Origin of the sequence: Alcanivorax sp. REN37 (genome assembly GCF_041102775.1) — a bacterium.
In the GTDB taxonomy this organism is placed as follows: Bacteria; Pseudomonadota; Gammaproteobacteria; order Pseudomonadales; family Alcanivoracaceae; genus Isoalcanivorax; species Isoalcanivorax beigongshangi.
This window is the reverse complement of record NZ_JBGCUO010000001.1, coordinates 1,292,909-1,315,536: the sequence shown is the minus strand read 5'-3', so window position 1 is coordinate 1,315,536 and position 22,628 is coordinate 1,292,909. Positions and strand designations below refer to the sequence as shown.

Genomic DNA, 22,628 nt, shown 5'->3' with positions numbered 1-22,628 from the left:
TTACACAGAGTACGGCGCCGGTTACATGGCGCTGCACAAGCCGCTACAGATGAGCGGGCCCGGGGTTTCTTATAGTCGGAGCAACAATAACAACAGCTGCACAGGCGTACTCCGATGCCCACTTTTTCCCGTCGCTCCGTTCCGCTCCTGTTCACCCTGCTGACCGCGTTAGCGCTGTCACTGACCGCCTGCGGTGGCTCGTCGTCGAGCAGCACGCCAGCCACCTTGGCGCCACCGTTACCGGAACCCGTTGAACCGCAGCCGGAACCCGAACCGGAACCCGAACCGGAGCCCGATCCGCCCACCGCCCCCGAACCGGTCAACCTGCACTGGGACGACAGCTACCAGCGCGACGTCGACTACCCCGCCACCGTCACACTGCCGCAGCAGCTGATCACGGTGCGTGACGGCACCCGCCTGGCCGCCACCCTGATCCTGCCCGCCGACGCGGACGGGAACGCGGCCAGCGGGCCGTTCCCAACCATCGCCACCTTCACCGGCTACAACCAGTTCTACAGTGGCAGCACCTTTGCCGACCCGGCGCTGGTGCAGCGCGGCTATGCCTACATCACCATCGACATGCGCGGCACCGGCGCCTCGCAGGGCACGTGGCAGGCGTTTGGCCCGCTCGACCACAACGACATCGCCGATGCATTGCAGTACATCCAGCAGCAGCCGTGGAGCAATGGCGACATCGGGCTCAACGGCGCGTCCTACATGGGCATCACCGGGCTGCTGGCTGGTGCCCAAGGCGATCCGGCGGTGAAGGCGATTTTTGCCATCGTGCCGATGGGCGATGCCTACCGCGACATCGTGTTCAGCGGCGGCCAGATTAACCTTGGTTTCATTCCACTGTGGATGACGCTGGTAACCGGCCTCGGCGTGGTGCCAACCCCGGCCGGATTTGATAATCGCACCCCCGGCTACACCCTCGGCACACTGCTGGAACACTTGCAGGGGGCGCTCACCGATTTCCAAGTGCCGGTGATCGCCAGCGCGCTACTGGGCGGCGACCGCGCCTACGATGACCCGTTCTGGCGCGTCCGTTCGCCGCTGGAGCACGCCGACAACATCAGCGCGCCGACCTTCATCGTTGGCGGCCTGAAAGATATCTTCCAACGCGGCGAGCCGCTGCTGTATGAAGCCTTGAAAGGCCACACCACCGCCAAGTTGCTGCTCGGCCCCTGGGAGCATTTGGACGGCTCCGCCGGCGCCGGCCTGCCGCGCGATGGCGTGCCGGATCTCGGCCGTATCCGGCTGGCCTGGTTCGACCATTACCTGAAACAGCTCGACAGCGGTGCCGAGCAATTTCCGCCGGTAACGCAGTACTACCTCGGCGCCGAGCGCTACCACACCGCCGCCGACTGGCCACATCCGCAGGCAGAAGTGCGCACGTTCTACTTGCATGGCCGCGAACTACTGCCGCTGTTCGGCAGCCTCAGCAGCGAGGCGCCCACCAAAAAGCACAGCACCGCCCTGCTGCAAACACCGCTCAACGGTCTGTGCTCCGCCAGCGCCAGCCAATGGACCGCCGGCCTATTGGGGATGCTGCTGTCGCCGTGTAGTGCGCAAAATAACGCCGTGGAATTGTTCGAAGCGGTGTACACCAGTGCGCCGTTGGAACAGGACCTGATCATCAACGGCCCGATCGCCGGGCAGATCTGGGCCAGCACCACCGGCTTCGATACCAACGTGGTGGTGCGCATCAGTGTGGTGGATGCCAAAGGCCTGTCGCGACCGCTGACGCAAGGCATCCAGATGGCCTCGATGAGCGCCAACGACAGCACCCGCGCGCGCTATCTGGACGGCGAGTTGATCCAGCCGTGGCATCCGTTTACACGGGACTCCGGCCAGCCGGTGCGTCCGTTCACACCGTTCCAAGCCGATGTGGAAGTGTTCCCCACCAGCGCCGTGATCCGCGCCGGTGAAAAGCTGCGCATCAGCGTCGGCCCCAGCGACTTCCCGCGTCTGAGCCCGATCCCGGACCTGCTCACCAGCTTGTTGGGACTGATGACGGTATACAGCGAACCGGAGCGCGCCTCGCGGGTGAACATTCCGGTATTACCGCTGGCGGCCTTGCCGGCGTCCTGACTCAACTGCTGCCCGGGCCCGAACCGCCCGGGCGGCTGCTCCGTCCCTGGTCCTCCCCGCCACCCGGCATATCAATATCGCGATTGATGCTTTTTCAGCATAAGTCGGAGCGCCTATAACCATTCCTGTAGTGCTGCGGAAGCGGTCGCCGCCGCCCCCTGTTGCCCGCGCAACAGGGGTCCGGCAGCGGTGCCGTGCCGTGCCGATGCCGATGCCGGTGCCGCAACAGCAAAACCGGTAGTGCCGCCCCATGCTGGCGTGTAGCCACTTGGCGCCGCAGTTGCTGTACCGCCGCCGTGCCAGCCGAGTTAAACAGGATGCCCACCATGCCCGAGTCCCTCTCCCCGTCGCAGCGCCACGCCGCCCCGTCCTTCATGGAGCAGGCGCAGCAGCTGGCGGATAGCTTCAAAGCCACTGCCGCGGAACGTGATGCCCGCGGCGGCACGCCATTGGCAGAGCGCAACCAATTGCGCGCCAGCGGCCTGCTGGCGCTGAGTATCCCGCGTCAATACGGCGGCCTCGGCGCCGACTGGGCTGACACCCTGGCCGTGGTGCGGCGGCTGGCTCAAGCGGACAGCTCGCTCGCCCATGTGTTCGGTTTTCAGCACCTGATGCTGGCCACGGTGCAACTGTTCGGCCAACCGCAGCAGTGGCAACCGTGGCTGGAGCAGACCGCTCGCCACCAATGGTTCTGGGGCAACGCGCTCAACCCGCTGGATCGGCGCACGCTGTCGCGCCGCGTGGCCGGCGGGCGCGAGTTTTCCGGGCACAAAAGTTTTTGCTCCGGCGCCGCCGACGCGCAGATGCTGATCGCCTCGGCATTGGACGAAAGCGCTGATGGCCGCTTACTGATTGCCGCTATCCCTGCGGACCGCTCCGGCATCACCGTGCACGGTGACTGGGACAACATCGGCCAGCGCCAGACCGACAGCGGCAGCGTCAGCTTCGAGCGGGTGCGGGTAGAGGAACAGGAATTGCTGTTGGAGCCGGGCCCGCTGAGCACGCCCTACTCCTGCCTACGGCCGCTGCTGGCACAACTGATCTTCACCAACCTGTTTGTTGGCGTCGCCGAGGGCGCGTTCGAGGATGCTCGCCATTACACCCGCCACCACGCTCGTCCGTGGTTCCGCGCCGGGGTGGCCAGCGCCAGCGCCGACCCTTATGTGCTGCATCACTACGGCGAGTTTTGGGCGGCGCTGGAAGGCGCGCGGCTGTTGACCGACCGCGCCAACCAGCAATTCGACCACGCCTGGCAACAGGGCGCGCGACTGAACGCCGCCGAACGTGGTGCGCTGGCGGTGGCAATCACCACCGCCAAGGTGGCCGCCAGCCGCACCGGCTTGGATCTCAGCAGTCGGCTGTTCGAGGTCACCGGCGCCCGCGCCACCCACGGCCCGCTGCGGCTTGATCGCTACTGGCGCAATCTGCGCACCCAAACGCTGCACGATCCGCTGGATTACAAACTCAACGAGCTGGGCGACTGGGCCTTGAATGGCCAGTCTCCCACGCCCACGTTCTATTCCTGAGGCCGACCATGCAGCTGTTCACCCTGCCCCCGTCACCGGCACTGGCCACCTCGATCCGCGCCACCGCGCAAGTGTTCGAAGACCCGCGCTCACAAGCGCTGTTGGCGCATCTGCGCCAAGTGGCGCCAAGCGATGCCAGCGTACTGATCATGGGCGAGACCGGCACCGGCAAGGAGCTGGTGGCGCGCCACCTGCACCAACTCAGCAACCGCCGCCAAGGTCCGTTCGTGGCGGTCAATTGCGGCGCCTTCCCGGAATCGCTGGTGGAAGCCGAACTGTTTGGCCACGACAAGGGCGCCTTTACCGGCGCGTTGTCCGCCAAGGCCGGTTGGTTTGAAGAGGCCCACGGCGGCACTCTGTTTCTCGATGAAATTGGCGACCTGCCGCTGGCAGTGCAGGTGAAACTGCTGCGGGTATTGCAGGAGCGCGAAGTGGTGCGGCTTGGCTCGCGCAAGAGCGTGCCGATCAACGTGCGGGTGTTGGCGGCGACTAATGTGCAGTTGGAACAGGCCATTAGCGCCGGGCACTTCCGCGAGGACCTCTACTACCGCCTCAACGTGGTCAGCCTGGCGCTGGATCCGCTGCGCGATCGGCCCGGTGACATCCTGCCACTGGCACGCCACTTCATTGCCGATTACAGCCGCCGACTCGGCTGCCCACCGGTGGCACTGGGCGCCGACGCGCAGCAGAAACTGCTCGGTTACAGCTGGCCAGGCAACATCCGCGAACTGGAAAACGTGGTGCACCACACGCTGCTGTTGTGCCGCGATCGCCCGATCGGTGCGGATGACCTGCATCTGTCAAAACTGAAGCTCCCAGCGAGAACCAACACGCCGGACGCCGATGACAGCGCCGAGGCCCTGCTGGCGCGGGCCTTCCAACGGCTGTTCGACGACGGCAGCAGCGCCCTGCATGGCCTAGTGGAGCAGGCGCTGCTGCGCGCCGCCTACCGGTACTGCCATTTCAATCAGGTTCACACCGCCGAACTGCTGGGGCTGTCGCGCAATGTGCTGCGTGCGCAGCTGATCCGCAGCGGCGAATTGGTGGTGAAAAAACGCCGGCCGGCGGCGGCCGGGCACCTGGCCAACGGCTTACCTGCCAGTCATTTGTCCCGCTGACGCGGTGACCTTGTTGTCTCGATGAGGACGGTTCCATGTCTGTAGATGTGTTCTGGTTTTTGCCCAGCTCTGGGGATACCCGTTATCTGGGCCATTCCGCCAGCGGCCGCCCGGCCAGCAATGCCTACCTGCGCCAGATCGCGGTGGCGGCCGACCAGCTTGGTTACGACGGCCTGCTGATTCCCACTGGCGCCAGCTGCCTTGATCCGTGGGTGACCGCAGCCAGCCTGGTGCCGGTGACGCAGCGCATCAAGTTGCTGGTAGCGCTGCGCACCTCGCTTGGCAACCCCACCGCCTCCGCGCGCCAAGCTGCCAGCCTGGATGAGGCCAGCGGCGGCCGCTTGCTGCTCAATGTGGTGCCCGGCGGCGATGCCACCGAACTGGCCGCTGATGGCGTGTTCTATTCTCATGACCAGCGCTACCAAGCCGCGCATGAGTTCCTCACCATCTGGCGCCGATTGCTGCAAGGCGAAACGGTGGACTTCAACGGGGAGCATCTGCGCGTGCAAGGTGCGCAGAACTTCTTCCCGCCGCTGCAAAAACCCTATCCGCCGTTGTACTTCGGCGGCTCCTCCCCTGCCGCCCATGCGCTGGCCGCCAAGCATGTGGACGCCTACCTGACCTGGGGCGAACCGCCGGCCGCCGTAGCGGAAAAAATTGCCGATGTGCGAGCCCGCGCCGCTGCCCACGGCCGCAGTGTGCGCTTTGGCCTGCGCCTGCACGTGATCGTGCGCGAAACCAACGCCGCTGCCTGGGCCGCCGCCGAAGCACTGATTAGCCAACTGGATGACGCCACCATTGCCGCAGCGCAAGCCAACTACGCCAAGATGGATTCGGTCGGCCAGCAACGCATGGCGGCGCTGCACGGCGGCCGCCGTGACCGCTTGGAAGTGGCGCCCAATTTATGGGCAGGCGTCGGGCTAGTGCGCGGCGGCGCCGGCACCGCGTTAGTAGGCGATCCAGAAACAGTGGCAGCACGCATTGAGGAATACCGGGCGCTGGGCGTGGACACCTTCGTGCTGTCCGGCTACCCGCATCTGGAAGAGGCTTACCGCGTGGCCGAACTGCTGTTCCCGCTGCTGCCGGGCAAGGGCCGAGTGACTGCCGAAGGCGCCTTCACCGGCGGCGCCTTCGACGTACGCGCAACGGCTGCGGAGCGACGCGCATGAAAGTGATCGACATGCGCTGCCGCCCGGCATTCCTGCACCCGTTCTTCGGCGCCGTGCCCGGCTCGGCGGAGCACCAGGCGGCGCGCTGGCTCAACCGCCGGGTCGGCACGCGCGGTCCCGACCACCATTTCGAACGCTCACTGACTGTCGACGGTTTTCTCGCCGAAGTGCGCGACGCCGGCCTGCACCGGGCGGTGGTGGTGGGCCGCCACACGCCCAGCCAGTGGCTGCCGGATCAACAGATTCATGACGTCGTCACCGGCCATCCAGAGTTGATCGGCATCGGCGCGGTGGACCCGGCGCTACAAGGCATCGAACAGGCGCTGGCCAGTGTCGATCACGCGCTGGACGTGCTCGGCTTGGCCGGCATTGATCTGGAGCCGGGCTTTGCGGAACCAGCACGGCACCCGGACGACCCACTCTATTGGCCGCTCTATGAACACCTGCAGCGCCGCCGCACGCCGCTGTTACTGATGAGCGGGCCCACCACACCGGATCCCTCTTTTAACGATCCGGCGCGGCTGGCAGCAGTAGCACGCGCGTTTCCAGACCTGACGTTGGTGGTGTACCACGGCTTCTGGCCGAACGTGCAGCAGGCGCTGGGGGTGGCATTCCGCTACCCCAATATCCACTTGGTGCCGGACATGTACCTGTTCTTGCCCGGCAGTCACGGCTACATCGAGGCCGCTAATAGCTTCCTCGCTGACCAGTTGTTGTTCGGCTCGTCCTACCCATTCCGGCCAATCCGGCAAAGCATCGAGGACGCGGCAGCGATGGGCTTGGCGGATGACGTGCTGGAGAAGTTTTTCTACCGCAATGCGGAGCGGGTGCTGGGGCTAGTGACTGACGGCTGATTGATGTGACCACTCGGCACCCGTGGATGGGCTTTTTTCCGCGCTGGCATTTGTTCATGGCGGAGCACGTTTTTTCTGCAGGACACTGAGTTTTTATCGTTATCTAGCGCTGAAAATAGTGCCATCGTGGCCGGTCAATATTTCGAAAACCCTCTATCACTAGGGGCCGCCCTCTGCTTGGTCGCTGCTTGCTGCTGTCTGCTGGCGACCAAAATCTTTCTCATCAGCCGCGCCACTCCATTGCTGCTGCAGTGACTCCGCCAGCAAGAGCCAGTAATCGGGCGTCGCATTCGGCCTCGATAAAAACCGGGTGCCAACCGTCTTCCTGTTGTCGAGAACATCCAGCCGCCACACTTTATGGCTTCCACCGAGGCAGTGTTATTCATGCAAGAAAAGCCGGCACTAGGCCGGCTTTTCTTTCCCTGCAGCACTCTAGTTTCAAGCTACTTTCTGCCGCTGCGCTTCCAGCTCCCGCACCAACGGCAGCACCTTGCGGCCGAAGTATTCCACTTCTTCTTGGAAGTGCAGAAACGCCGACAGTACCAGATCCACGCCCACCGCTTTCAACGCCACGATACGCTCGGCGATCTGTTGCGGGGTGCCGATCAGGTTGGTCTTGAAACCATCATTGTACTGCACCAAATCTTCGAAGCTGGACTTGGCCCAGTTGCCTTCGCCTTCCGGGCTGGCGGCGCCCGCGTTTTTGACCTCGGCACCGAACGCATTGACTGCCTCAGGGTTGGCGCGATCGATGATGTCTTGCAGCACCGCGCGTGCTTCCTGCTCGGTGTCGCGGGCAATGATGAATGCATTGACGCCGATCTTGACGCTGCGTCCTTCAGCGGCGGCCTTGGCGCGCACATCGTCCACCTGCGCCTTGATGCCCTCCGGCGTATTGCCGTTGGTGAAGTACCAATCCGACACCCGAGCGGCCATGTCGCGCGCGGCGCGCGAGCTGCCGCCTTGGAACACTTCCGGGTGCGGTTGCTGCACTGGTTTCGGCTTCAGGCTGTAATCGTGCAGGCGATAAAAATCACCCTGGAAGCTGAATTTCTCTTCGGTCCACACGCCCTTGAGCACGCGAATAAATTCCTCTGAACGGCGATAGCGCTCGTCATGCTCCAGCCACGGCTCGCCCAGCGCATAGAACTCCCCCCGGAACCAGCCGGATACCACATTGATGGCAACACGGCCGCCGGTGAATTGGTCGATGCTAGCCAGTTGCTTAGCCACCACCACCGGATGCCAGGGCCCGGGTAGGATCGCCGCGATGACCTTCAGCTTTTCGGTGGCCGCCAGCAGCGCATGGCTGATCGCCACCGGCTCATGTTGGTACTCGGCACCGTAACCGGCGGTGAAGCGGATCTGCGCTAGACCGTATTCGAACCCGGCCTTTTCGGCGGTCTGCGCCAGCCTGCGGTTGTAATCAATGCCCCAATCGGTGCGCTGTTCGATGGTGCTGACCACCAGACCGCCGCTGACATTGGGAATCCAGTAAGCGAATTTGATCGGTTGCTGACTCATGTCATGTTCCTCCGGAAGGTTCAGGCCGCCAATGCGCGAGCACGGGCCAGATGCTGACCGGCGACGGCGGCAGCACGCTGAATGCGGGCTTGCAAGGTGGGCGACTGGATATGCAAACCATTGAAGTCCGCCTCGCTGGCATAGACGCCAAGCGGCAGCGTCTGCGCTTGGAAGAAACCAAACAGCGGACGCAGTTGGTGATCGATCATCAGCGCGTGACGATCGGAGCCGCCGGTCGCGGCCAGCAACACCGGCACGCCCACCAGCGCCTCGTGGTGCACCAGATCAAACAGATGCTTGAACAAACCGGTGTAGGAAGCCCGATAGACCGGGCTGCCCACCACCAAAAAATCGGCCTGTTCGATGGCGCGCAGGTGCCGCTCCACCCGCTCGGGCACGGCTTCGCGGCGGGCACAGGCGGCCAGCGCCGGCCCCAAGTCCGACAGCGCCACGGTCTGCACCGACAGCCGCCGCGCCGGCTCCAACTGCGCCAACAGGGCATCAATCACCACTTGGGTTCGCGACGCTTTCTGCGGGCTGCCGTTCACTGCCACCACTTTCCATGCTGTTGCTGCATTACTCATTGCTGCACCCCATTTTGGCGGGCGCCGGAATTGGCGTCCCTTGGCGGTCACAGAGCAGGTTCCGTGCCAGCCACGGGACACATCGCCCACCGGGAGCTTGACCGGGCGCTGGCCCGCCTGCCGCTGTGGCCAGCGCCCCCTTGACTGCCGCCGCAGCTGAGCAAGCCGCGGCCGCCGCGCTGCCCGTCAGCCAACAGTCCGGCGTCAGGCTGTTGCCAGGGCAACAGTGACGGATCGGCGCTGTATCCAGGCGCCGCCGCCCCGGCCTCAGTGCTTCTCACCGCGTGATTGCCGCGCCGCGCCCGGCCTGTGCCGCAACACCGCGCGACTGCTGAGCCCTGCACTCGGCCCGCGCTCCCCCGCGGCACAAGCCATGCATAGCGGTGGCTCTTCCCATGCTTTCGACGAGGAGCTTCACCATGTCCAACGCGCTCTCGACCGGCACCGATTACCCGCTGCTGGCAGACCGTTTCCGCCCCATCTTCCAACGCATTGCCGCAGGCGCGCGTCAGCGCGAACAGGACCGCAGTCTGCCGTTCGAGCAAATTGGCTGGCTGAAACAGGCTGGCTTCGGAGCGGTGCGAGTGCCGCGCCAGTTCGGCGGTGCCGGCGCCTCGCTGCCGCAGTTGATTTACCTGCTGATCGAGTTGGCCGAGGCCGACTCCAATCTCACTCAAGCGCTGCGGGGCCACTTTGCCTTTGTCGAAGACCGCCTCAATGCCCACGCCAGCAGTGATCAGCAGCGGTGGTTTGAGCGTTTTGTCGCCGGTGAATTAGTGGGCAATGCCTGGACCGAAGTCGGCAGCGTCAAGCTGGGCGAGGTGGTAACGACGGTGTCTCAGCGCGATGACCGATGGGTGGTGAACGGCAGCAAGTACTACAGCACCGGCAGCATCTTTGCCGACTGGATCGATCTGTTCGCCCGCCGCGACGACACCGGTGCCGATGTGATTGCTGCGGTGCGCACGCACCAGCCGGGCGTGCAACAGCAGGATGACTGGGACGGCTTCGGCCAGCGCACCACCGGCAGTGGCAGCGCCCGTTTCGACAATGCCGAAGTGGAGGCCGAACACCTGTTCGAGTTCAGCACCCGGTTCCGCTACCAGACCGCGTTTTATCAGCTGGTGTTGCTGGCAGTGCTGGCCGGCAACGGCAATGCCGCAGTGGGCGACTTTGCTGAACAGGTGCGCCAGCGCACGCGGGTGTTTAGCCACGGTAACGGCGACCGCGTCAGCGCCGATCCGCAAGTTCAACAGGTGATCGGCCACGCTTCGGCGTTGGCGTATGCCGCCACGGCTACCGCACTGCGGGCAGCGGACCCGGCGCAGCGCGCCTACTTGGCACGTTTCGCTGATGATGCCGAGGCCGAGCGCAGCGCGAATATCGATGCCGAGCTGGAATCCGCCCAAGGGCAGGTCGTTGTGGCGGAGCTGGTACTGCGGCTGACCAGTGACCTGTTCAACGCCCTCAGCGCGTCTGCCACCCGCAGCGGTCTGCAGCTGGACCGCTACTGGCGCAACGCCCGCACGGCGGCGTCCCACAATCCGCTGATTTACAAGCAGCGCATTATCGGCGACCGCGAGATCAACGGCACCGAGCCGCCGTATATCTGGCAGATCGGTAGCGGCGCGCAGCACGCGTAAGAGCCGTCCGTACCGGGGCGTCTGCCGAGCCGCTCCGGCACGCACACGGGATGCGCCGTTGAAGCCACGACTGTTGGCCCGGCAACAACAACGCCCGCCGACTGCCCGGCCACCAACAGCGCAGGCACTGTTTCTGCTCCACAGCCCGCAAAAACCAACAAACGGAGATTGGCACGCTTCGTGAAAGAGCCATCCAGCCTGCCTGATCCAGTCCGGACGGCGGGCGCTTTATCGCGCCCTGCGCGCTGTTGTGTCTGCCTAGAGGACCTGATTGATGCCCGTTTTGCACCGGCGCCTGCGCGCCTTGATTGTTTCCCTGTTAGCCGCCAGCACGGTGCCGGCGCTGGCCGCTGACAGCCCCTGGCAACTGCGGGTGGGGCTGTCGAGCATCGTTGCTGACTCCGATCCCGGTCGTATCACGCCGGGCAAAATCACCATCAACAGCGACACCGGACCGTCGCTGAACCTGAACTACTTCTTCACGCCGAACCTGGCTCTGGATGTGCTCGGCGGCCTGCCGTTCAAGCACACCCTGAAACTCGATGGCAGTGCCGTCGGCCGCACCCGCCACCTGCCGCCGATCGTGTCACTGCAATGGCATCTGGCACCGCAAGCGCCGGTGCGGCCTTACCTCGGGCTGGGGGTGAACTACACCTATTTCTTCGATGAAAAGCTGGATGACGGCTCACGGCTGCAGCTGTCGGATTCCTGGGGCATTGCCGGCCAAATCGGCGTCGATCTGCCGCTCAACGAGCGTTGGCAAATTGGCGCCGACGTGCGTTACGCGCGCATTGCCAGCGACGTGAAAATCAATGGCGACAAGGTCGGCAAAGTAGACATCGACCCGTTCGTCTACAGCCTTACCCTCGCCCACCGTTTCTGAAGGAACTGCCCATGTCCTTGTCCAGTATTGCTGAACCTGAACAGCTGGTGCTGTCACAACCAGCCCGACCCGCCACCCGTGTAGCCAGTGAAGCCGATGCGGTGGCCGCCGCAACAGCGCTGGCGGCCGAGTTCCGCCGCGGCGCCGTAGCGCGTGACCGCGAACGGCGACTGCCGATCGAAGAACTGTACGCTTATTCGCAAAGCGGCCTGTGGGCGATCACGGTGCCGCGCCAATACGGCGGCCTCGGTGCCAGCCATCGCACCGTGGCGCAGGTGTTCAAACTCATTGCCGCTGCCGATGGCTCGTTGGGGCAATTGCCGCAAAATCATTTCGTCATCCTTGCCCACCTGGCGCTGGACGCCAGCCCGGCACAGCAACGTTTCTTCTTTGATCTAGCGCTGTCCGGCGCCCGCTTCGGCAATGCGTTCTCGGAGCGCGGCGGCAAGCATGTGGCGGATTTCAAAACGCTGATCACCGCCGCTGATGACGGCGGCCATGTGGTGAATGGCGAGAAGTTCTTTTCTACCGGCGCGCTGCTGGCGCACTGGATTCCGATCGTCACCGTGGACAGCGACGGGCGTCCGCATCTGGCGGTGGTGCCACGCGACACTCCGGGCCTGACGGTGATCAATGACTGGTCCGGCTTCGGCCAGCGCACCACCGCCAGCGGCACCGTACGGTTGGAGCAAGTACGGGTGCCCGCGGCACAGGTGGTACCGATCTGGAAGGCGTTTGATCGCCCCACCGCGGCCGGCGCCATCTCGCAGTTCATTCAGGCCGCCATCGACGCCGGCCTCGCCCGCGGCGCGCTGGACGATACGCTGGATTACGTGCGCCGCCACACCCGCCCGTGGATCGATTCGGGGTTGGAAAAAGCCACCGATGATCCCTACCTGCTGCAACAAATTGGCGACATCCATATCCGCCTGCGGGCAGCGGAAGCAGTGCTTGATCTGGCGGCTGATGCCATCGATCACGCGCTGCTGCACCCCGACCAGCACAACGTGGCACAAGCATCGCTGCTGACCGCAGAAGCCAAAGTGCTGACCACTGAGGTGGCGCTGCTAGCCAGCAATCGCCTGTTCGAGCTGGCCGGCGCCCGCGCCACGTTGGAGGAACACGGCCTCGACCGACACTGGCGTAACGCGCGCGTGCACACGCTGCATGATCCGGTGCGTTGGAAGTACCACATTGTCGGCAACCATGTGGTCAACGGCGTGGCGCCGCCGCAGCATCCGTGGAGCTGATTTTGCTTGGTGTGTCGGCGGGGCGGCGGTATTGGCGCCGGCTGTGCGACTGATTCCCGCCGCCCCCACACCGCCGGCGTCTCTCTCGCTTGGCCGTTGCCGGCTAGCGTTATTGGGCAGCGCTGTCAGCTTTATATCCGCTATCTGCTCACAACAAACAGGCACCACAGTGGTTCCCGTGCCGCTGCTTTGCAGCGGCTGTGCGTTGTAGCTCACTGTTAACCCCGGCGGCTGTTTTAGTTGCACATCCGCATTGCGCCGGCGGCCCGAGCCACCCGGCAACTGCACACAGGAAAGCGCCAACGGCACCGCCCAGTTATGGGGCCAAATGTCCGGCAGCGGCACCACGCTAGCTTCCTTGGAGACACAGCGCCTCCACAGAGTGGCGCCGTTCGACTGCGGCCAGAGGTGGGTTTGCAATGGCTGAACGGGAAAGCAAAAAAAGCCGGAATATCCGGCTTCTTTATCGTTGCTGCGCTGCTTGGGGAGCGGACTGGCCGCTTTCCACCAACGGTGGGCCAGCAACCTTCGCCAACGCTACCTTTACTGGTTTCTAGTCACGCCGACCACGGCTACCAGTTCAGCCTGAACCCCGCCTGCGCACCTTGCGCCAGCGCGTCGGGCACACCGGCAGTCTCGGCGTGTTGCCGCCAGTTGCCTACCGCCTCGCACACCTGCGCCAATATCTGCCGGGTCCGTGCCGGCTTCAGGTCGGCAAAGCGGCCGAAAGCCAATAGGTCATCCAACACGAAGCCGGTGGTTTTGCCATTCACAGACATCTGGTGCTGACTGGTCCAGGCGCCATCCGGGTTCCAGGCGTAAACCACATCAAATGCCGGCGACAGCGACCACTGCCCACGCCGGTTCATTAGGAATGCGATGTTTTTGACGTGGTCATCTTGGTTGCGCAACACGATATTGAGAAACGCTCGCCGCACCTGTTCATCGATGGCCGCCTGCCCCAGCCCCAACAACCGGATGGTCTCCAGCGCCTGCTCGTAGGCGTAGGCCCGTGGCTGGTTGAAGTCAAAGTGTCGCAACGCCCCCAGCGACAGCATATGCAGCTTGCCACCGTCCGCAGTGCGGTCGAAGCGGCGGGTCATGAAGTGCGCCCGCCCGCCTTCCTCGTACAAGCGGCTTGGCGCCATCGACACCCCGGCCTGCAGGGCCGCCAGATAGCAGGCGTATTCCAAGCGCCCGAAGCCCAGCGGATCGGCTAGCTCCTTGTCCGCATTGCCAGACACCCCATCGAACTTCAACAGCCAGTGCTCGAAACCGGCGCGGGTATCCACCTGACCGGAGCGGAACTCCCCGGTGACGGGGTTCCACGCCAGTACTGCTTTGGCGCGCGCGCCGCCCGCCGAGGTACCCACCTTAAGGATTTCCCCCAACGCTCGGTCATCGTGATCCGGGCCAAGATGGCCGGACAGATGCTCGCGCTCGGCCAGCACATCCGCTGCCAAGTTCACCAGCTGCTCGATGTCCAGCGTGCCGGCGCCGGCTTCGCGACTCAACCGGGCTGGCTGGAACTCCAGCGCGCCCATGCCGCGAGTGCCGGTGTAGCAGAGTCGCTCCACCGGATTCATGCTGCCGGGCGAGCGGCCTTGCTGCGCCAGCCAGCGGTCAATCAATAGGTTGCCGAACTTGTCCGGCAGGCTATCCGCCAGCAGGCCGGGCAGTCCCTTGAACGTGTCGCGCGGCAAGGCCGGAAAATCGAATACCCCAGCGCGTAATGGCAACGTGAAGGGCGCTAGCTGGATGCCGGAAGTCAGGAAGGCGGGGTCATACTCGAACACACCGTAGCCGCGAGCGTCATCCCAGACCACCGCGCCGATGCGGCGCCCCCACAGCCAGACCTCGGCGCGGGTCATGACTCATCCCCCCAGGTCCAGGGCTGATCCGCCGTCGGCGCCGCCACCGGACGCGCACGCTGCCGGCCAGCGGCCTGGCCAGAGCGAGGGTCCAGCGGGCTCAAGGTGGCATCCGGCACCAGCTGTAACAAGCGCTCTTCGATGTCGAGCGCACGCAGCACCCGCACCAACGTCTCCAAGGTGCCGCCGCCACTTTCCAGCTTGCTGACGGTCATACGGCTGACGCCGGCGGCACGGGCAACGTCTTCTTGGCGCAGGTTGCGCGACAACCGATAACGCTCCAGCTGAGCGCCGAAGCGAGCCATGACGTCCTTGATCGGCAGGGTATTAAGATCGTCATAACGCATAGGAAACGCATCCCTATTCATTGCAATGCCCACAATGTATAGAAAAGATATCCTTAAATCAAAAAATAATGATAGTAAAACAGATCTCTAGTGCGCCTAATCCGCCATAAAGACTATATTTTTTATCTTTATACGATCACAGCTCGTTATGCCTGCACCACGATGCCACTGTGACAACGCGCCATTATCGAGGGATCGTTTTCCTCAAAATGCGTTCCAACCCCAGCAATCTGATGCTGGAGCCCTGACATGCCGATGCCTCTTCGCCACCTGCCCCCAGCCCTGATACTGGCCATCCTTTCTGCCTGCGCCGCCCCCCAGCCCACGTCCCCCACAGCGCTAATGCAGCAGAACAGCGAGCGGGCGGAACGGGCACTGCAACAAGAGCGCCCATACCCAGCCCGACAATCAGATCCGGCACTGGCGCCCACAGCGCCGATGACCCCCGAGCAATTCTTCTGCCACCCAGACGCCCAAGGTGGCTATGACAGCCCTTCCTGCGCGAAGGCGACCCGCCATGGCAGCGCTCTTGCTGAGGAGCGCAGCGCTCGACAAAAACGGGACTAGCGCTGAGGCTGCCGCAATGGAGGCTTAGCTGCGCGCGTAACAGCAATCAGCAAAGGCGGGAGTCACTTGGCGCTGGACAGAATAATGCCCAGCATCCTCTGCAAACCTTGATAATCAGTGTCAGCACCTCTGGCAGACCGACATGCCTCCGCCATGGCGCTAGCCGATACAGCAGTCCAGCAAAAAACGAAACCTGACAGCTCCGCCAGCTGATCAAACAGAACCCGCTGAGTCCTGCCGTTACCCTCCCTGAAAGGGTGGAGTTCATTGATTCGGCCAAGGTAGTACGCAGCTCTCTCGGCGAACGCCTCAAGCTTGAGTCCCCGAAGCAGGTTCTCCCTATGGAGTTCCTGAAATACTTGCTCTGCTTTTTCTTCGATCAGCCGGTAGGGAAGAAAAAGCCTTCCACCCTTACTGATTTCGGTTTGCCGAACCGTCCCAGCCCAATCATAGACCGGTGAAAACAAGGCCTCATGGATTCTGCACAAATGGGCCAAATCGAAGCTTGCCTCCACAGGATCGGAAACCAACCCCGCCATCAGCAGCGAAGAAATTTCAGCTTCTACCGCCATCAATGTTTGGGTATCAGTGATACAGAGCTTGTTGCGCAGGCACATAGAACCAGGAATCAGGTATGGATCTTCATCCTGCTCATGATCGTAGTGCTCATAGCCCGTCATCGAAGACGGTTCAGGCTGGGAGGTATCGCTGAATAACTCGGTCTACTGCCTTATCAACAGGCATCCGACCGGACGCGATAGCGAGCATAGTGATGCGGGTACGCTTGGACACAACCACGTTCTCAATGGCCAGAGAGCCAATGGCTTGATCGACCTTGAACGAGACCTCTTCGCGAGACAGATGCCGTTTCATGGAACCACCAACGGGTTGTATTTTGCAGGGCGGCCAGTGTGGCAGTCGGCACTGCTGCATGCAAGTCACCGCAGTGCTCCAGCTGTACGCAGCACTGGCCGCCTGCCCACTCCACCATCTGGCTGAGCAGCAGAACAGGTGCTGCATCAAGAGCACCAACGCAAAACGCGCAAAAAAGAGTCGACGCTGGCGCCAACGGTACTCCCCGGAGCAATTTTTCTGCCAAACAGACGCCCGGGACTGCTACGGTCCCCCCCCCCCGGCGCCAAGGCCACGCACTAACCGAACAGTCAGCCGAATCGGGAGGTGCCCCGCCGAGCGGTGCTGGAAACGCACCGCAGTCACGGCCAGCCTTTACATGTTTTTACTGCCTAAGGTTGCCGAAACAGTTGGCCCGGGGCAGATTGGCCTCCTGCCAGAAACCGCAGGCAGGCCATCTTTTTTGAAGACCGGGGCGGTCCGGATTTGTCATCAAATCAGCCGAATCGGATGTTCAAAAATGATCCTGCTGCAGCCGGTTACCCGGCGTTTCGTTTATATCCTGCTGTTTGAACTGTTTGCCATTCCCCTCTCCACCGCGCTGCTGATGATGTTCAGCGGCGGTGCGGCCTCGGACTCTGTGCCGGTGGCCATTGCGGTGTCCGTGATCGCCTTGGTGTGGAATTTTGCCTTCAACTCGCTGTTCGAAGCTTGGGAGCGACGCAGCCTGATCCGCGAGCGCACACTGAAAGTGCGCCTGGTGCATGCCACCGGATTCGAAGTCGGCCTGTTCCTGTTCACCATTCCGCTTTACATGTGGTGGTACGCGGTGGGGCCTTGGATGGCGTTCAAAATGGAAGCAGCGATTTTGCTGTTTTTCTTCGTCTACACCTTCGTGTTTACGCTGCTGTTTGATCGGGTGTTTGTGTTGCCGAGAGCGTGAGGGGGCTGCGGCTGATGCGCTCTCGAATACCAATGATAGGTAGGGTCAGCAAGACGGGACTTCGACGCTATCGCGCTCCCTGCTTTGGCAAAGAGGCCACAGCTGTCTGCAATAATTCCGGAGCGGCTACTAAGACTGCGAATAGGCTTATTGAAAGTCAGCAGTGCCTACTCCGACCAATGCACTGCTTGATAGCCACCGCACTATGTCCTCAAGCAACGTGGCGTCCGTAACTCCTAGTAGGTCTAGCTCGCTCTGCGCCTTGGAGCGAGCCTGCTCGAAGTCTCCCTGCTCCGCCAAGACGACAATTAATTGTGCGGTGGTATTGGCCCTATCCGGTAGCCCCGGTGTGGCGTGGAGAGCTTCCAACAACTCCTGAGAACGGGCCAAGTGACTCTGCCGCCGGGCCAGCACGGCCGCATCGTAAACTTGCTGCCATAGTTCCGGAGCCGGCGGTAATTCTGGAGCTTTACTTTGAATAGCCACCACCGCTACGTTGCAGTCGGCTACCCAGCCCTCATCGACAGAGACCACACGCTCTTGCAGTCCCCCCATGCGCACCTGAATGGGATGACGCTCCGCCCAGACGGCGGCCACTGACTGTTTTCCTCCGGCAAGCCTTACTAGGCTCTGGAACCACGCATCACGTTCCGGTCGGCTGAGAAACGAATGGCAGTACTGGCGACCGCGCTGCCCCACCCACTCGCGCCCTGAGGCCTCCGCCTGAAATGCTACTAATGCTCGACGGTACCCTTGCCTCTCGCCCATCCAATAGGCTCTGCGATTAAATTCTTTCACATCGTCACGATCACTAGGCGACGCCAATGTCGGGAGGGGGCGGTCAGCATACTGGAGTAGCCAACTTCGCGGCCCACTAACCCTGTCTCCAGCTGCGGCCACAGCTATTCCGCACCCGAGTATCAAAGCAGCCCTGACCGCCAAGGAAGTGAACTTAGAAGTCGTTATCCAGGATAACCCGGCCACTCGGCCCCCGCGGATTATCTGCCGCTTCATTCAGACCTCCAGACGGCTGCTTGGCAGGTGCCGTTGCATCCCCAGCCTTGCGGGCCTGACGCGACAACGACGGCATATACACCGCGACCGTGTTCATCCAGTAGCCATCCTCGCTGGGAAAACTCTTCACTTGCACACCTGGTGGCACCACGCCCTCGGTGGCGGCACGACCCTCAGCGGTCATCCGTAACTGGTTCAAGAACCCGTGGCGAGTGTCTTGCAGACGTTCAACATCCTCAGCGGGGCCCTGCTCGCCTAACTGTTGGGTGAATTGCTGGCTGCCCTCAAGCTGCTTCTCATCAAAGCTTCCGCTCCAGTACAGCTCCGTGCCCGTCAAAAAACTCACGAGAGCTTGGTTAGCACGTGACGCTGATTGGCGTTGAGCCAGCTGGCGGAACTGGCGCTGGATCGGAGCGTCCGTGTGCTGACGAATGATGGCACTCCCGAAACCTATGACAATGTTTTCCCCAGTCTCAGGATTACTGATCAGCCGCGCCCCCATTGGGGGAACCACCCCCAGACTGATCTCACGAGCCACATGCTCGAACGCTGCATCCGGGTCTGCAGTCGCCACTACCGCAGCGCCCACTCTATCGACCGCTAGCCGAGTACGGGTGCTACTAGCCAGCATGACTTGGACGGTCTTGTCTTCGGGCCGATCATCCACAGCGTAGACAACGGCTCCGGACAGCATGCCCTGAGTAATGTCCTTACATTTCTCACTCACACTGAGACTGTCATTAACCAGCGTCTCGGAACCCGTATCTATCACCAAGCTCTCGCTTTCCATCGCTTGTACGCACTGCTGGGAAAGGCCTTCCGAATGTCGAACCAGTCCTCCTTGAGCAGCCATAAATGCACGAGAATAAGCGGCACGCTTACTCATCAAGGTGGCGTTGAGGTTGTCGTAGGTCCTGTAGCTAGCGCTAGCGCCGGACAGCACGCCCAGTCCCGTGGCTGTACGAACCACCTGTACACCTTCTCCTTCAACCATAAGCTGTTGATAGGCATACCCCAGCGCATCTTGCATGGACTCCGCCACCACCATTCCTTGGTGCTCGGACGTCGCGCCACTGGGACGGCTCTCACCACCGGCCGCAGGCGGAACGAAGTCATCAAGAGATAGCGCATGCAGAGGCGTGCTCCACAACCAAGCCAGGGCCAGTCCAGTTCCTACTCTCAGGTATGCTGCTCTCATCATCACTCTCGCAATATTCCCAATCTGCTCTGTCTCAGAAGCTCACCAATCCGACTCGAGGGTCTTCTGCATGGTGCTAATACCGCTAGAAGCAGGCGTAGCAGCGCTGGGTGGCGGACGGTTGTTGCTTTCTCGTGTAGGTGATGCGGGCGGCTCCGCCAATGGTCCACGTAAGATCAGTCGCCCAGGCCCAAACAGATCGCGCAAATCCCCACTCAGCTCCAGAACCTGCGCTTGCGCCAGTTTGCTCTGGACATCGGTAATACGGACCCGGCCTACATTTAGCTCCTGATGCCCGAGGCTTTCTCCGGTGTAAGAATCGTGGATCACTTCTCCGCGCTGAATCAGTCGGTAGACTTGCCCAGCTTTCAGCAATCTCCCGCCCTGTCCGAGGAACAAAGATTCACCGGAGATGCTTTCGACAGTGATCGGGAAAATGGCATCTACAATGTCGCGGGCCATATCTTCTGCAATACGCTGGACCAGCCTCTGCAGATCAGCCCCCTCTTGAGAGCGAGTCAGGCTCTCAGCCAGCTTCACCTGTCCAGTAGCCGTCTCGACAATGCGGTACTGCAGCCGAACACGGCTGGTCTGGTTAGTTAAAGTGCGCCCCGCTAACTCTGTGCGCTGGGTCATCACCTGAGCTTGGTCGATATGTCCCACCAGCATCAGATCTGTACCGAGTCGTTGCCCTAGACGGGCCATTTCTTCAATGGGGGCGCTGGCGGACGATGCAATCTGCATCTCGCTTTGACGCTCATTCTCAAAGGTGCGATCTAACACTGCGAAGCGGCGACTTTGAGTCAAATAAGTATTTAGCTCGCTGGCGAGGGCCCCTTCGATGGACTTATCTACCCCTCTCTGGGCTGGCCTAAAGGGGAGCACCACAATCCGCAGTCGATCGGACTGGACCGATCGCTGATAGGCCGCTACCTGTGCCTCCACCTGCACTCGCCAATGGCCCCCCATATTCTCTTGGGACACAATCCGATAAGCCTTAACCGCTCCCCCTGTCGCTTGGGATATCGCTTCCGCATTAGCAGTCGCAGAGGCGAAATCAGAGCTGGAGCTGGTCTCAAGTGCTACCGTCACCTCGGCCATAAACTGGACCGCCTCAACATGCACCCCATTGACTTGAGCCAGCGCCGACACCAAAGCTGAGGCGGTTGCCTGAGCTAGGTTCTGACCTTCTCCCGTTCCTTCAACAGTTACTACATGGAGGCCGGCGGCCAGAGAAAATGGAGCGGCAACGAGCAGTGAAACTAATACTAGAAGCCTTATAAAAGGCGTCTTGCTGCCCATCCTCCCCGGCCCCCCGCTCATGTCAGAGATCTCCCAAGCGGGCTTCGACGTCGCTCACATCCACGTTATTGCTACGACCATAACCAATGAAGGAGCGGGTCGTACCTGACCAAGCGCTAATCAGATCAGGCAAGGAGGAAAGCACTGCTGTGGCTTCGCTCAAAGCGCCTTTTAATTTGCGCGCCTTCATCGGATTGGAGCGCAGTGAGCCGGACACAGCACTTTGTGATGATGCCGTCCAAGCTTGGAACGCCTCCCCTAACTGACCACTTTGACGGGTTCCCTCCACGTAGTGCGGTAATGCGCTGGTTAGGGTTTTCAGTCCTTCGGACGAAAGCGCTTCACTCTCGCTCACCCCTTTTTCGATCAGCTCCTGATTCTCACGGGTCATTTGAATATCGCGCTTGACCGCGTCCGCTCCTGAGACGTTCCCACTTGCATAATTACCGGCGACTGCCTTAGTGGCCGCAGCCTGCTCGCGGAATCCCTGCGCTTCAAGAGTCAGCGACTGAGCCTGGAGGATCTCGCTCATGGCAGAATGCAACTTACCCATTAGCACTTTTTGCTCGTCGACCAGGGTATCGACGTCGACCGCTGTGCCCGATTCCGATTGACCACCCCGCGTCAAACCACCGAAGGCCGCTTGGGAACTCACTGGTGCCCACATCATGCTTCCCATCACCAGGGCCAAGCCCAGCTTCATCATTCCCTTATTTTTCTGCATTGACGTGCTCTCCCAGTTTTTAAAAAGAAACGTACTTCCCTTAACGCAACTTTCTAGCGTTAAGTTGATCGACCAATGTTCGAGCCGCTTGCTCGGACGCTAATTTCAACCCGTTACGCATGGCGACTTCCGGCTCGGGACCCAGCCCGCTGTACTGCACTGGGCCCACTGACGCCACGTTGCGAGGCAGGCGCCCAGAGATATCCCAAACCTGCCCCCGTACCGATACGGTAACCCGTTGATGCCCGGTTACTGGATCGACGTCATGCATGCCCACGTCCATCGTTCCCACAGCAAAATAATTAACATCGCAAGCACGCGCGGCCTGGATCGCATCTCTGCGGGTACTTACAGACATTTCATTCGACAGCTGAAACTCATTGTTGATGGTGGCCATGTCACTGCCGCCGCAAGAAGCCAGCACGTCACCGTAGAGCACCACATCAAAGCCATATCCACTCAAGGTCTCTGTCATTGCGGCATCGACGTCAGCGCTTGAACGAATACGAAAACTAGTCTCATTTGCCCGACGCTGAGAGCTGCCCCCGGTCGTGTGCTTCTCGATCTCCGCAGATTGCTCCTGCAGCCTTGCCTGTCCGCCAGCAGCGTAGCCGCTACGGCTGGCATCTAGAGCCGTATCGGAGCTGCGAATTTGGGTGCGTCTTTCTTCGAACGACTTAACCGTCTCTGCTTCCCTAGCTACAAAGACAAAGCTAAACAGCTCGCCTTGGATCAGCGCCATATCAGAGGTGCCGGCCCCGTCGGCGTTCAATCGCGCGTTCAGCGCGGCCTCGTTAACGCGAATTCGAACTGACACGGTGTAAAGACGCGCATCGCGATCTACGGCATCCTCGAGCACCGTTGTGTCTGTAACGTACTGATCGAGGTTGCCGACGATGTCTTGCTCAATCCCGCGGTAAGCCGCCATGCGAGAAGGTGAGAAAGTCGAAGTGTAATGACTCCAGGCGCTCAACCGCGCCGCGACAATGGCCTCCTGCCTTAGCTCCGGTTTAGGGCCGGAACTGAAAACACCTTGACGGTAAGGCACAGATGCTTTTCCTCTGTAATCCAGGGCCGCCGCTGTGGACATTAGTAGCGATAGCACCACACCGATGATCAACCGCTCCCAGATACTCACGCTCTTCGCCATTGCTATTTTCATCCCACC

The 22,628-nt window shown here is 61.8% G+C and carries 18 protein-coding genes; 9 read left to right on the top strand and 9 right to left on the bottom strand.

Annotation, left to right across the window (positions count from 1 at the left end; translation table 11 throughout):
* The first annotated feature begins 114 nt into the window (after nt 1–114).
* The 5 genes from AB5I84_RS05865 (at nt 115) to AB5I84_RS05845 (ending at nt 6,758) form a co-directional block, all read left to right on the top strand.
* Nucleotides 115–2,091 carry a CocE/NonD family hydrolase gene (locus AB5I84_RS05865; protein WP_369454924.1) on the top strand — a complete coding sequence of 659 codons (1,977 nt, stop codon included), beginning with the start codon at nt 115–117 and terminating at the stop codon, nt 2,089–2,091.
* A gap of 326 nt (nt 2,092–2,417) precedes the next feature.
* Entirely contained in the window at nt 2,418–3,617 is a 1,200-nt protein-coding gene (locus AB5I84_RS05860; RefSeq protein WP_369454923.1) for an acyl-CoA dehydrogenase family protein, read from the top strand.
* An 8-nt stretch (nt 3,618–3,625) separates the two neighbouring features.
* Complete coding sequence (locus AB5I84_RS05855) at nt 3,626–4,735, top strand: sigma-54 interaction domain-containing protein (protein ID WP_369454922.1); 1,110 nt, start codon at nt 3,626–3,628, stop codon at nt 4,733–4,735.
* Between the two features lie 35 nt (nt 4,736–4,770).
* The gene (gene ssuD, locus AB5I84_RS05850) at nt 4,771–5,904 is read left to right on the top strand and encodes an FMNH2-dependent alkanesulfonate monooxygenase (protein WP_369454921.1); all 1,134 of its coding nucleotides are present in this window, start codon (nt 4,771–4,773) and stop codon (nt 5,902–5,904) included.
* Nucleotides 5,901–6,758: an amidohydrolase family protein gene (locus tag AB5I84_RS05845; protein WP_369454920.1), complete on the top strand. Its 858-nt coding sequence runs from the start codon at nt 5,901–5,903 to the stop codon at nt 6,756–6,758. Before ssuD ends, AB5I84_RS05845 begins: the two co-directional genes overlap by 4 nt.
* 438 nt (nt 6,759–7,196) lie before the next feature.
* On the opposite strand, the gene sfnG is transcribed toward AB5I84_RS05845, so the two are convergent.
* Nucleotides 7,197–8,282, bottom strand: a complete 1,086-nt coding sequence (gene sfnG / locus AB5I84_RS05840) for a dimethylsulfone monooxygenase SfnG (protein ID WP_369454919.1) — start codon at nt 8,280–8,282, stop codon at nt 7,197–7,199.
* 20 nt (nt 8,283–8,302) lie between these two features.
* Nucleotides 8,303–8,866, bottom strand: coding sequence for an FMN reductase (gene msuE, locus AB5I84_RS05835; RefSeq protein WP_369454918.1), 564 nt, complete (start codon nt 8,864–8,866; stop codon nt 8,303–8,305).
* Between the two features lie 419 nt (nt 8,867–9,285).
* On the opposite strand from msuE, the gene AB5I84_RS05830 reads away from it, so the two are divergent.
* From AB5I84_RS05830 to AB5I84_RS05820, 3 genes are all read left to right on the top strand, one after another.
* A complete protein-coding gene (locus AB5I84_RS05830; protein ID WP_369454917.1) occupies nt 9,286–10,509 on the top strand; it encodes an acyl-CoA dehydrogenase family protein in 1,224 nt (407 codons plus the stop codon).
* Nucleotides 10,510–10,783: 274 nt separating this feature from the next.
* Nucleotides 10,784–11,392: an OmpW/AlkL family protein gene (locus tag AB5I84_RS05825; RefSeq protein ID WP_369454916.1), complete on the top strand. Its 609-nt coding sequence runs from the start codon at nt 10,784–10,786 to the stop codon at nt 11,390–11,392.
* Nucleotides 11,393–11,403: 11 nt separating this feature from the next.
* Nucleotides 11,404–12,642: an SfnB family sulfur acquisition oxidoreductase gene (locus AB5I84_RS05820; protein WP_369454915.1), complete on the top strand. Its 1,239-nt coding sequence runs from the start codon at nt 11,404–11,406 to the stop codon at nt 12,640–12,642.
* Between the two features lie 572 nt (nt 12,643–13,214).
* On the opposite strand, the gene AB5I84_RS05815 is transcribed toward AB5I84_RS05820, so the two are convergent.
* The 3 genes from AB5I84_RS05815 to AB5I84_RS05805 all read right to left on the bottom strand — a co-directional run bounded on the left by AB5I84_RS05815 (nt 13,215) and on the right by AB5I84_RS05805 (nt 16,107).
* The gene (locus AB5I84_RS05815; protein WP_369454914.1) at nt 13,215–14,513 is read right to left on the bottom strand and encodes a type II toxin-antitoxin system HipA family toxin; all 1,299 of its coding nucleotides are present in this window, start codon (nt 14,511–14,513) and stop codon (nt 13,215–13,217) included.
* A complete protein-coding gene (locus tag AB5I84_RS05810) occupies nt 14,510–14,860 on the bottom strand; it encodes a helix-turn-helix domain-containing protein (protein ID WP_369454913.1) in 351 nt (116 codons plus the stop codon). The genes AB5I84_RS05815 and AB5I84_RS05810 overlap by 4 nt, the downstream gene beginning before the upstream one ends.
* Nucleotides 14,861–15,489: 629 nt before the next feature.
* Nucleotides 15,490–16,107 carry a Fic/DOC family protein gene (locus AB5I84_RS05805; protein WP_369454912.1) on the bottom strand — a complete coding sequence of 206 codons (618 nt, stop codon included), beginning with the start codon at nt 16,105–16,107 and terminating at the stop codon, nt 15,490–15,492.
* 692 nt (nt 16,108–16,799) lie between these two features.
* On the opposite strand from AB5I84_RS05805, the gene AB5I84_RS05800 reads away from it, so the two are divergent.
* Entirely contained in the window at nt 16,800–17,222 is a 423-nt protein-coding gene (locus AB5I84_RS05800; RefSeq protein ID WP_369454911.1) for a PACE efflux transporter, read from the top strand.
* Between the two features lie 952 nt (nt 17,223–18,174).
* Here AB5I84_RS05800 and AB5I84_RS05795 read toward each other — a convergent pair.
* From AB5I84_RS05795 to AB5I84_RS05780, 4 genes are all read right to left on the bottom strand, one after another.
* Nucleotides 18,175–19,278 carry a hypothetical protein gene (locus tag AB5I84_RS05795; RefSeq protein WP_369454910.1) on the bottom strand — a complete coding sequence of 368 codons (1,104 nt, stop codon included), beginning with the start codon at nt 19,276–19,278 and terminating at the stop codon, nt 18,175–18,177.
* Between the two features lie 198 nt (nt 19,279–19,476).
* Nucleotides 19,477–20,736, bottom strand: coding sequence for a CsgG/HfaB family protein (locus AB5I84_RS05790; RefSeq protein ID WP_369454909.1), 1,260 nt, complete (start codon nt 20,734–20,736; stop codon nt 19,477–19,479).
* 22 nt (nt 20,737–20,758) lie between these two features.
* Entirely contained in the window at nt 20,759–21,460 is a 702-nt protein-coding gene (locus tag AB5I84_RS05785) for a hypothetical protein (protein WP_369454908.1), read from the bottom strand.
* 40 nt (nt 21,461–21,500) lie between these two features.
* Nucleotides 21,501–22,622, bottom strand: a complete 1,122-nt coding sequence (locus AB5I84_RS05780; protein WP_369454907.1) for a hypothetical protein — start codon at nt 22,620–22,622, stop codon at nt 21,501–21,503.
* Nucleotides 22,623–22,628: the final 6 nt, after the last annotated feature.

Bases quoted from the DNA above. Each gene is read 5' to 3' on its own strand.
- AB5I84_RS05860 (WP_369454923.1), top strand. From the start codon at position 2,418: ATGCCCGAGTCCCTCTCCCCGTCGCAGCGCCACGCCGCCCCGTCCTTC.
- AB5I84_RS05780 (WP_369454907.1), bottom strand. From the start codon at position 22,622: ATGAAAATAGCAATGGCGAAGAGCGTGAGTATCTGGGAGCGGTTGATC.
- AB5I84_RS05820 (WP_369454915.1), top strand. From the start codon at position 11,404: ATGTCCTTGTCCAGTATTGCTGAACCTGAACAGCTGGTGCTGTCACAA.
- AB5I84_RS05805 (WP_369454912.1), bottom strand. From the start codon at position 16,107: ATGACGGGCTATGAGCACTACGATCATGAGCAGGATGAAGATCCATAC.
- AB5I84_RS05830 (WP_369454917.1), top strand. From the start codon at position 9,286: ATGTCCAACGCGCTCTCGACCGGCACCGATTACCCGCTGCTGGCAGAC.
- AB5I84_RS05855 (WP_369454922.1), top strand. From the start codon at position 3,626: ATGCAGCTGTTCACCCTGCCCCCGTCACCGGCACTGGCCACCTCGATC.
- AB5I84_RS05825 (WP_369454916.1), top strand. From the start codon at position 10,784: ATGCCCGTTTTGCACCGGCGCCTGCGCGCCTTGATTGTTTCCCTGTTA.
- ssuD (WP_369454921.1), top strand. From the start codon at position 4,771: ATGTCTGTAGATGTGTTCTGGTTTTTGCCCAGCTCTGGGGATACCCGT.
- AB5I84_RS05800 (WP_369454911.1), top strand. From the start codon at position 16,800: ATGATCCTGCTGCAGCCGGTTACCCGGCGTTTCGTTTATATCCTGCTG.
- sfnG (WP_369454919.1), bottom strand. From the start codon at position 8,282: ATGAGTCAGCAACCGATCAAATTCGCTTACTGGATTCCCAATGTCAGC.
- AB5I84_RS05785 (WP_369454908.1), bottom strand. From the start codon at position 21,460: ATGCAGAAAAATAAGGGAATGATGAAGCTGGGCTTGGCCCTGGTGATG.
- msuE (WP_369454918.1), bottom strand. From the start codon at position 8,866: ATGAGTAATGCAGCAACAGCATGGAAAGTGGTGGCAGTGAACGGCAGC.
- AB5I84_RS05845 (WP_369454920.1), top strand. From the start codon at position 5,901: ATGAAAGTGATCGACATGCGCTGCCGCCCGGCATTCCTGCACCCGTTC.
- AB5I84_RS05810 (WP_369454913.1), bottom strand. From the start codon at position 14,860: ATGCGTTATGACGATCTTAATACCCTGCCGATCAAGGACGTCATGGCT.
- AB5I84_RS05815 (WP_369454914.1), bottom strand. From the start codon at position 14,513: ATGACCCGCGCCGAGGTCTGGCTGTGGGGGCGCCGCATCGGCGCGGTG.
- AB5I84_RS05790 (WP_369454909.1), bottom strand. From the start codon at position 20,736: ATGGGCAGCAAGACGCCTTTTATAAGGCTTCTAGTATTAGTTTCACTG.
- AB5I84_RS05865 (WP_369454924.1), top strand. From the start codon at position 115: ATGCCCACTTTTTCCCGTCGCTCCGTTCCGCTCCTGTTCACCCTGCTG.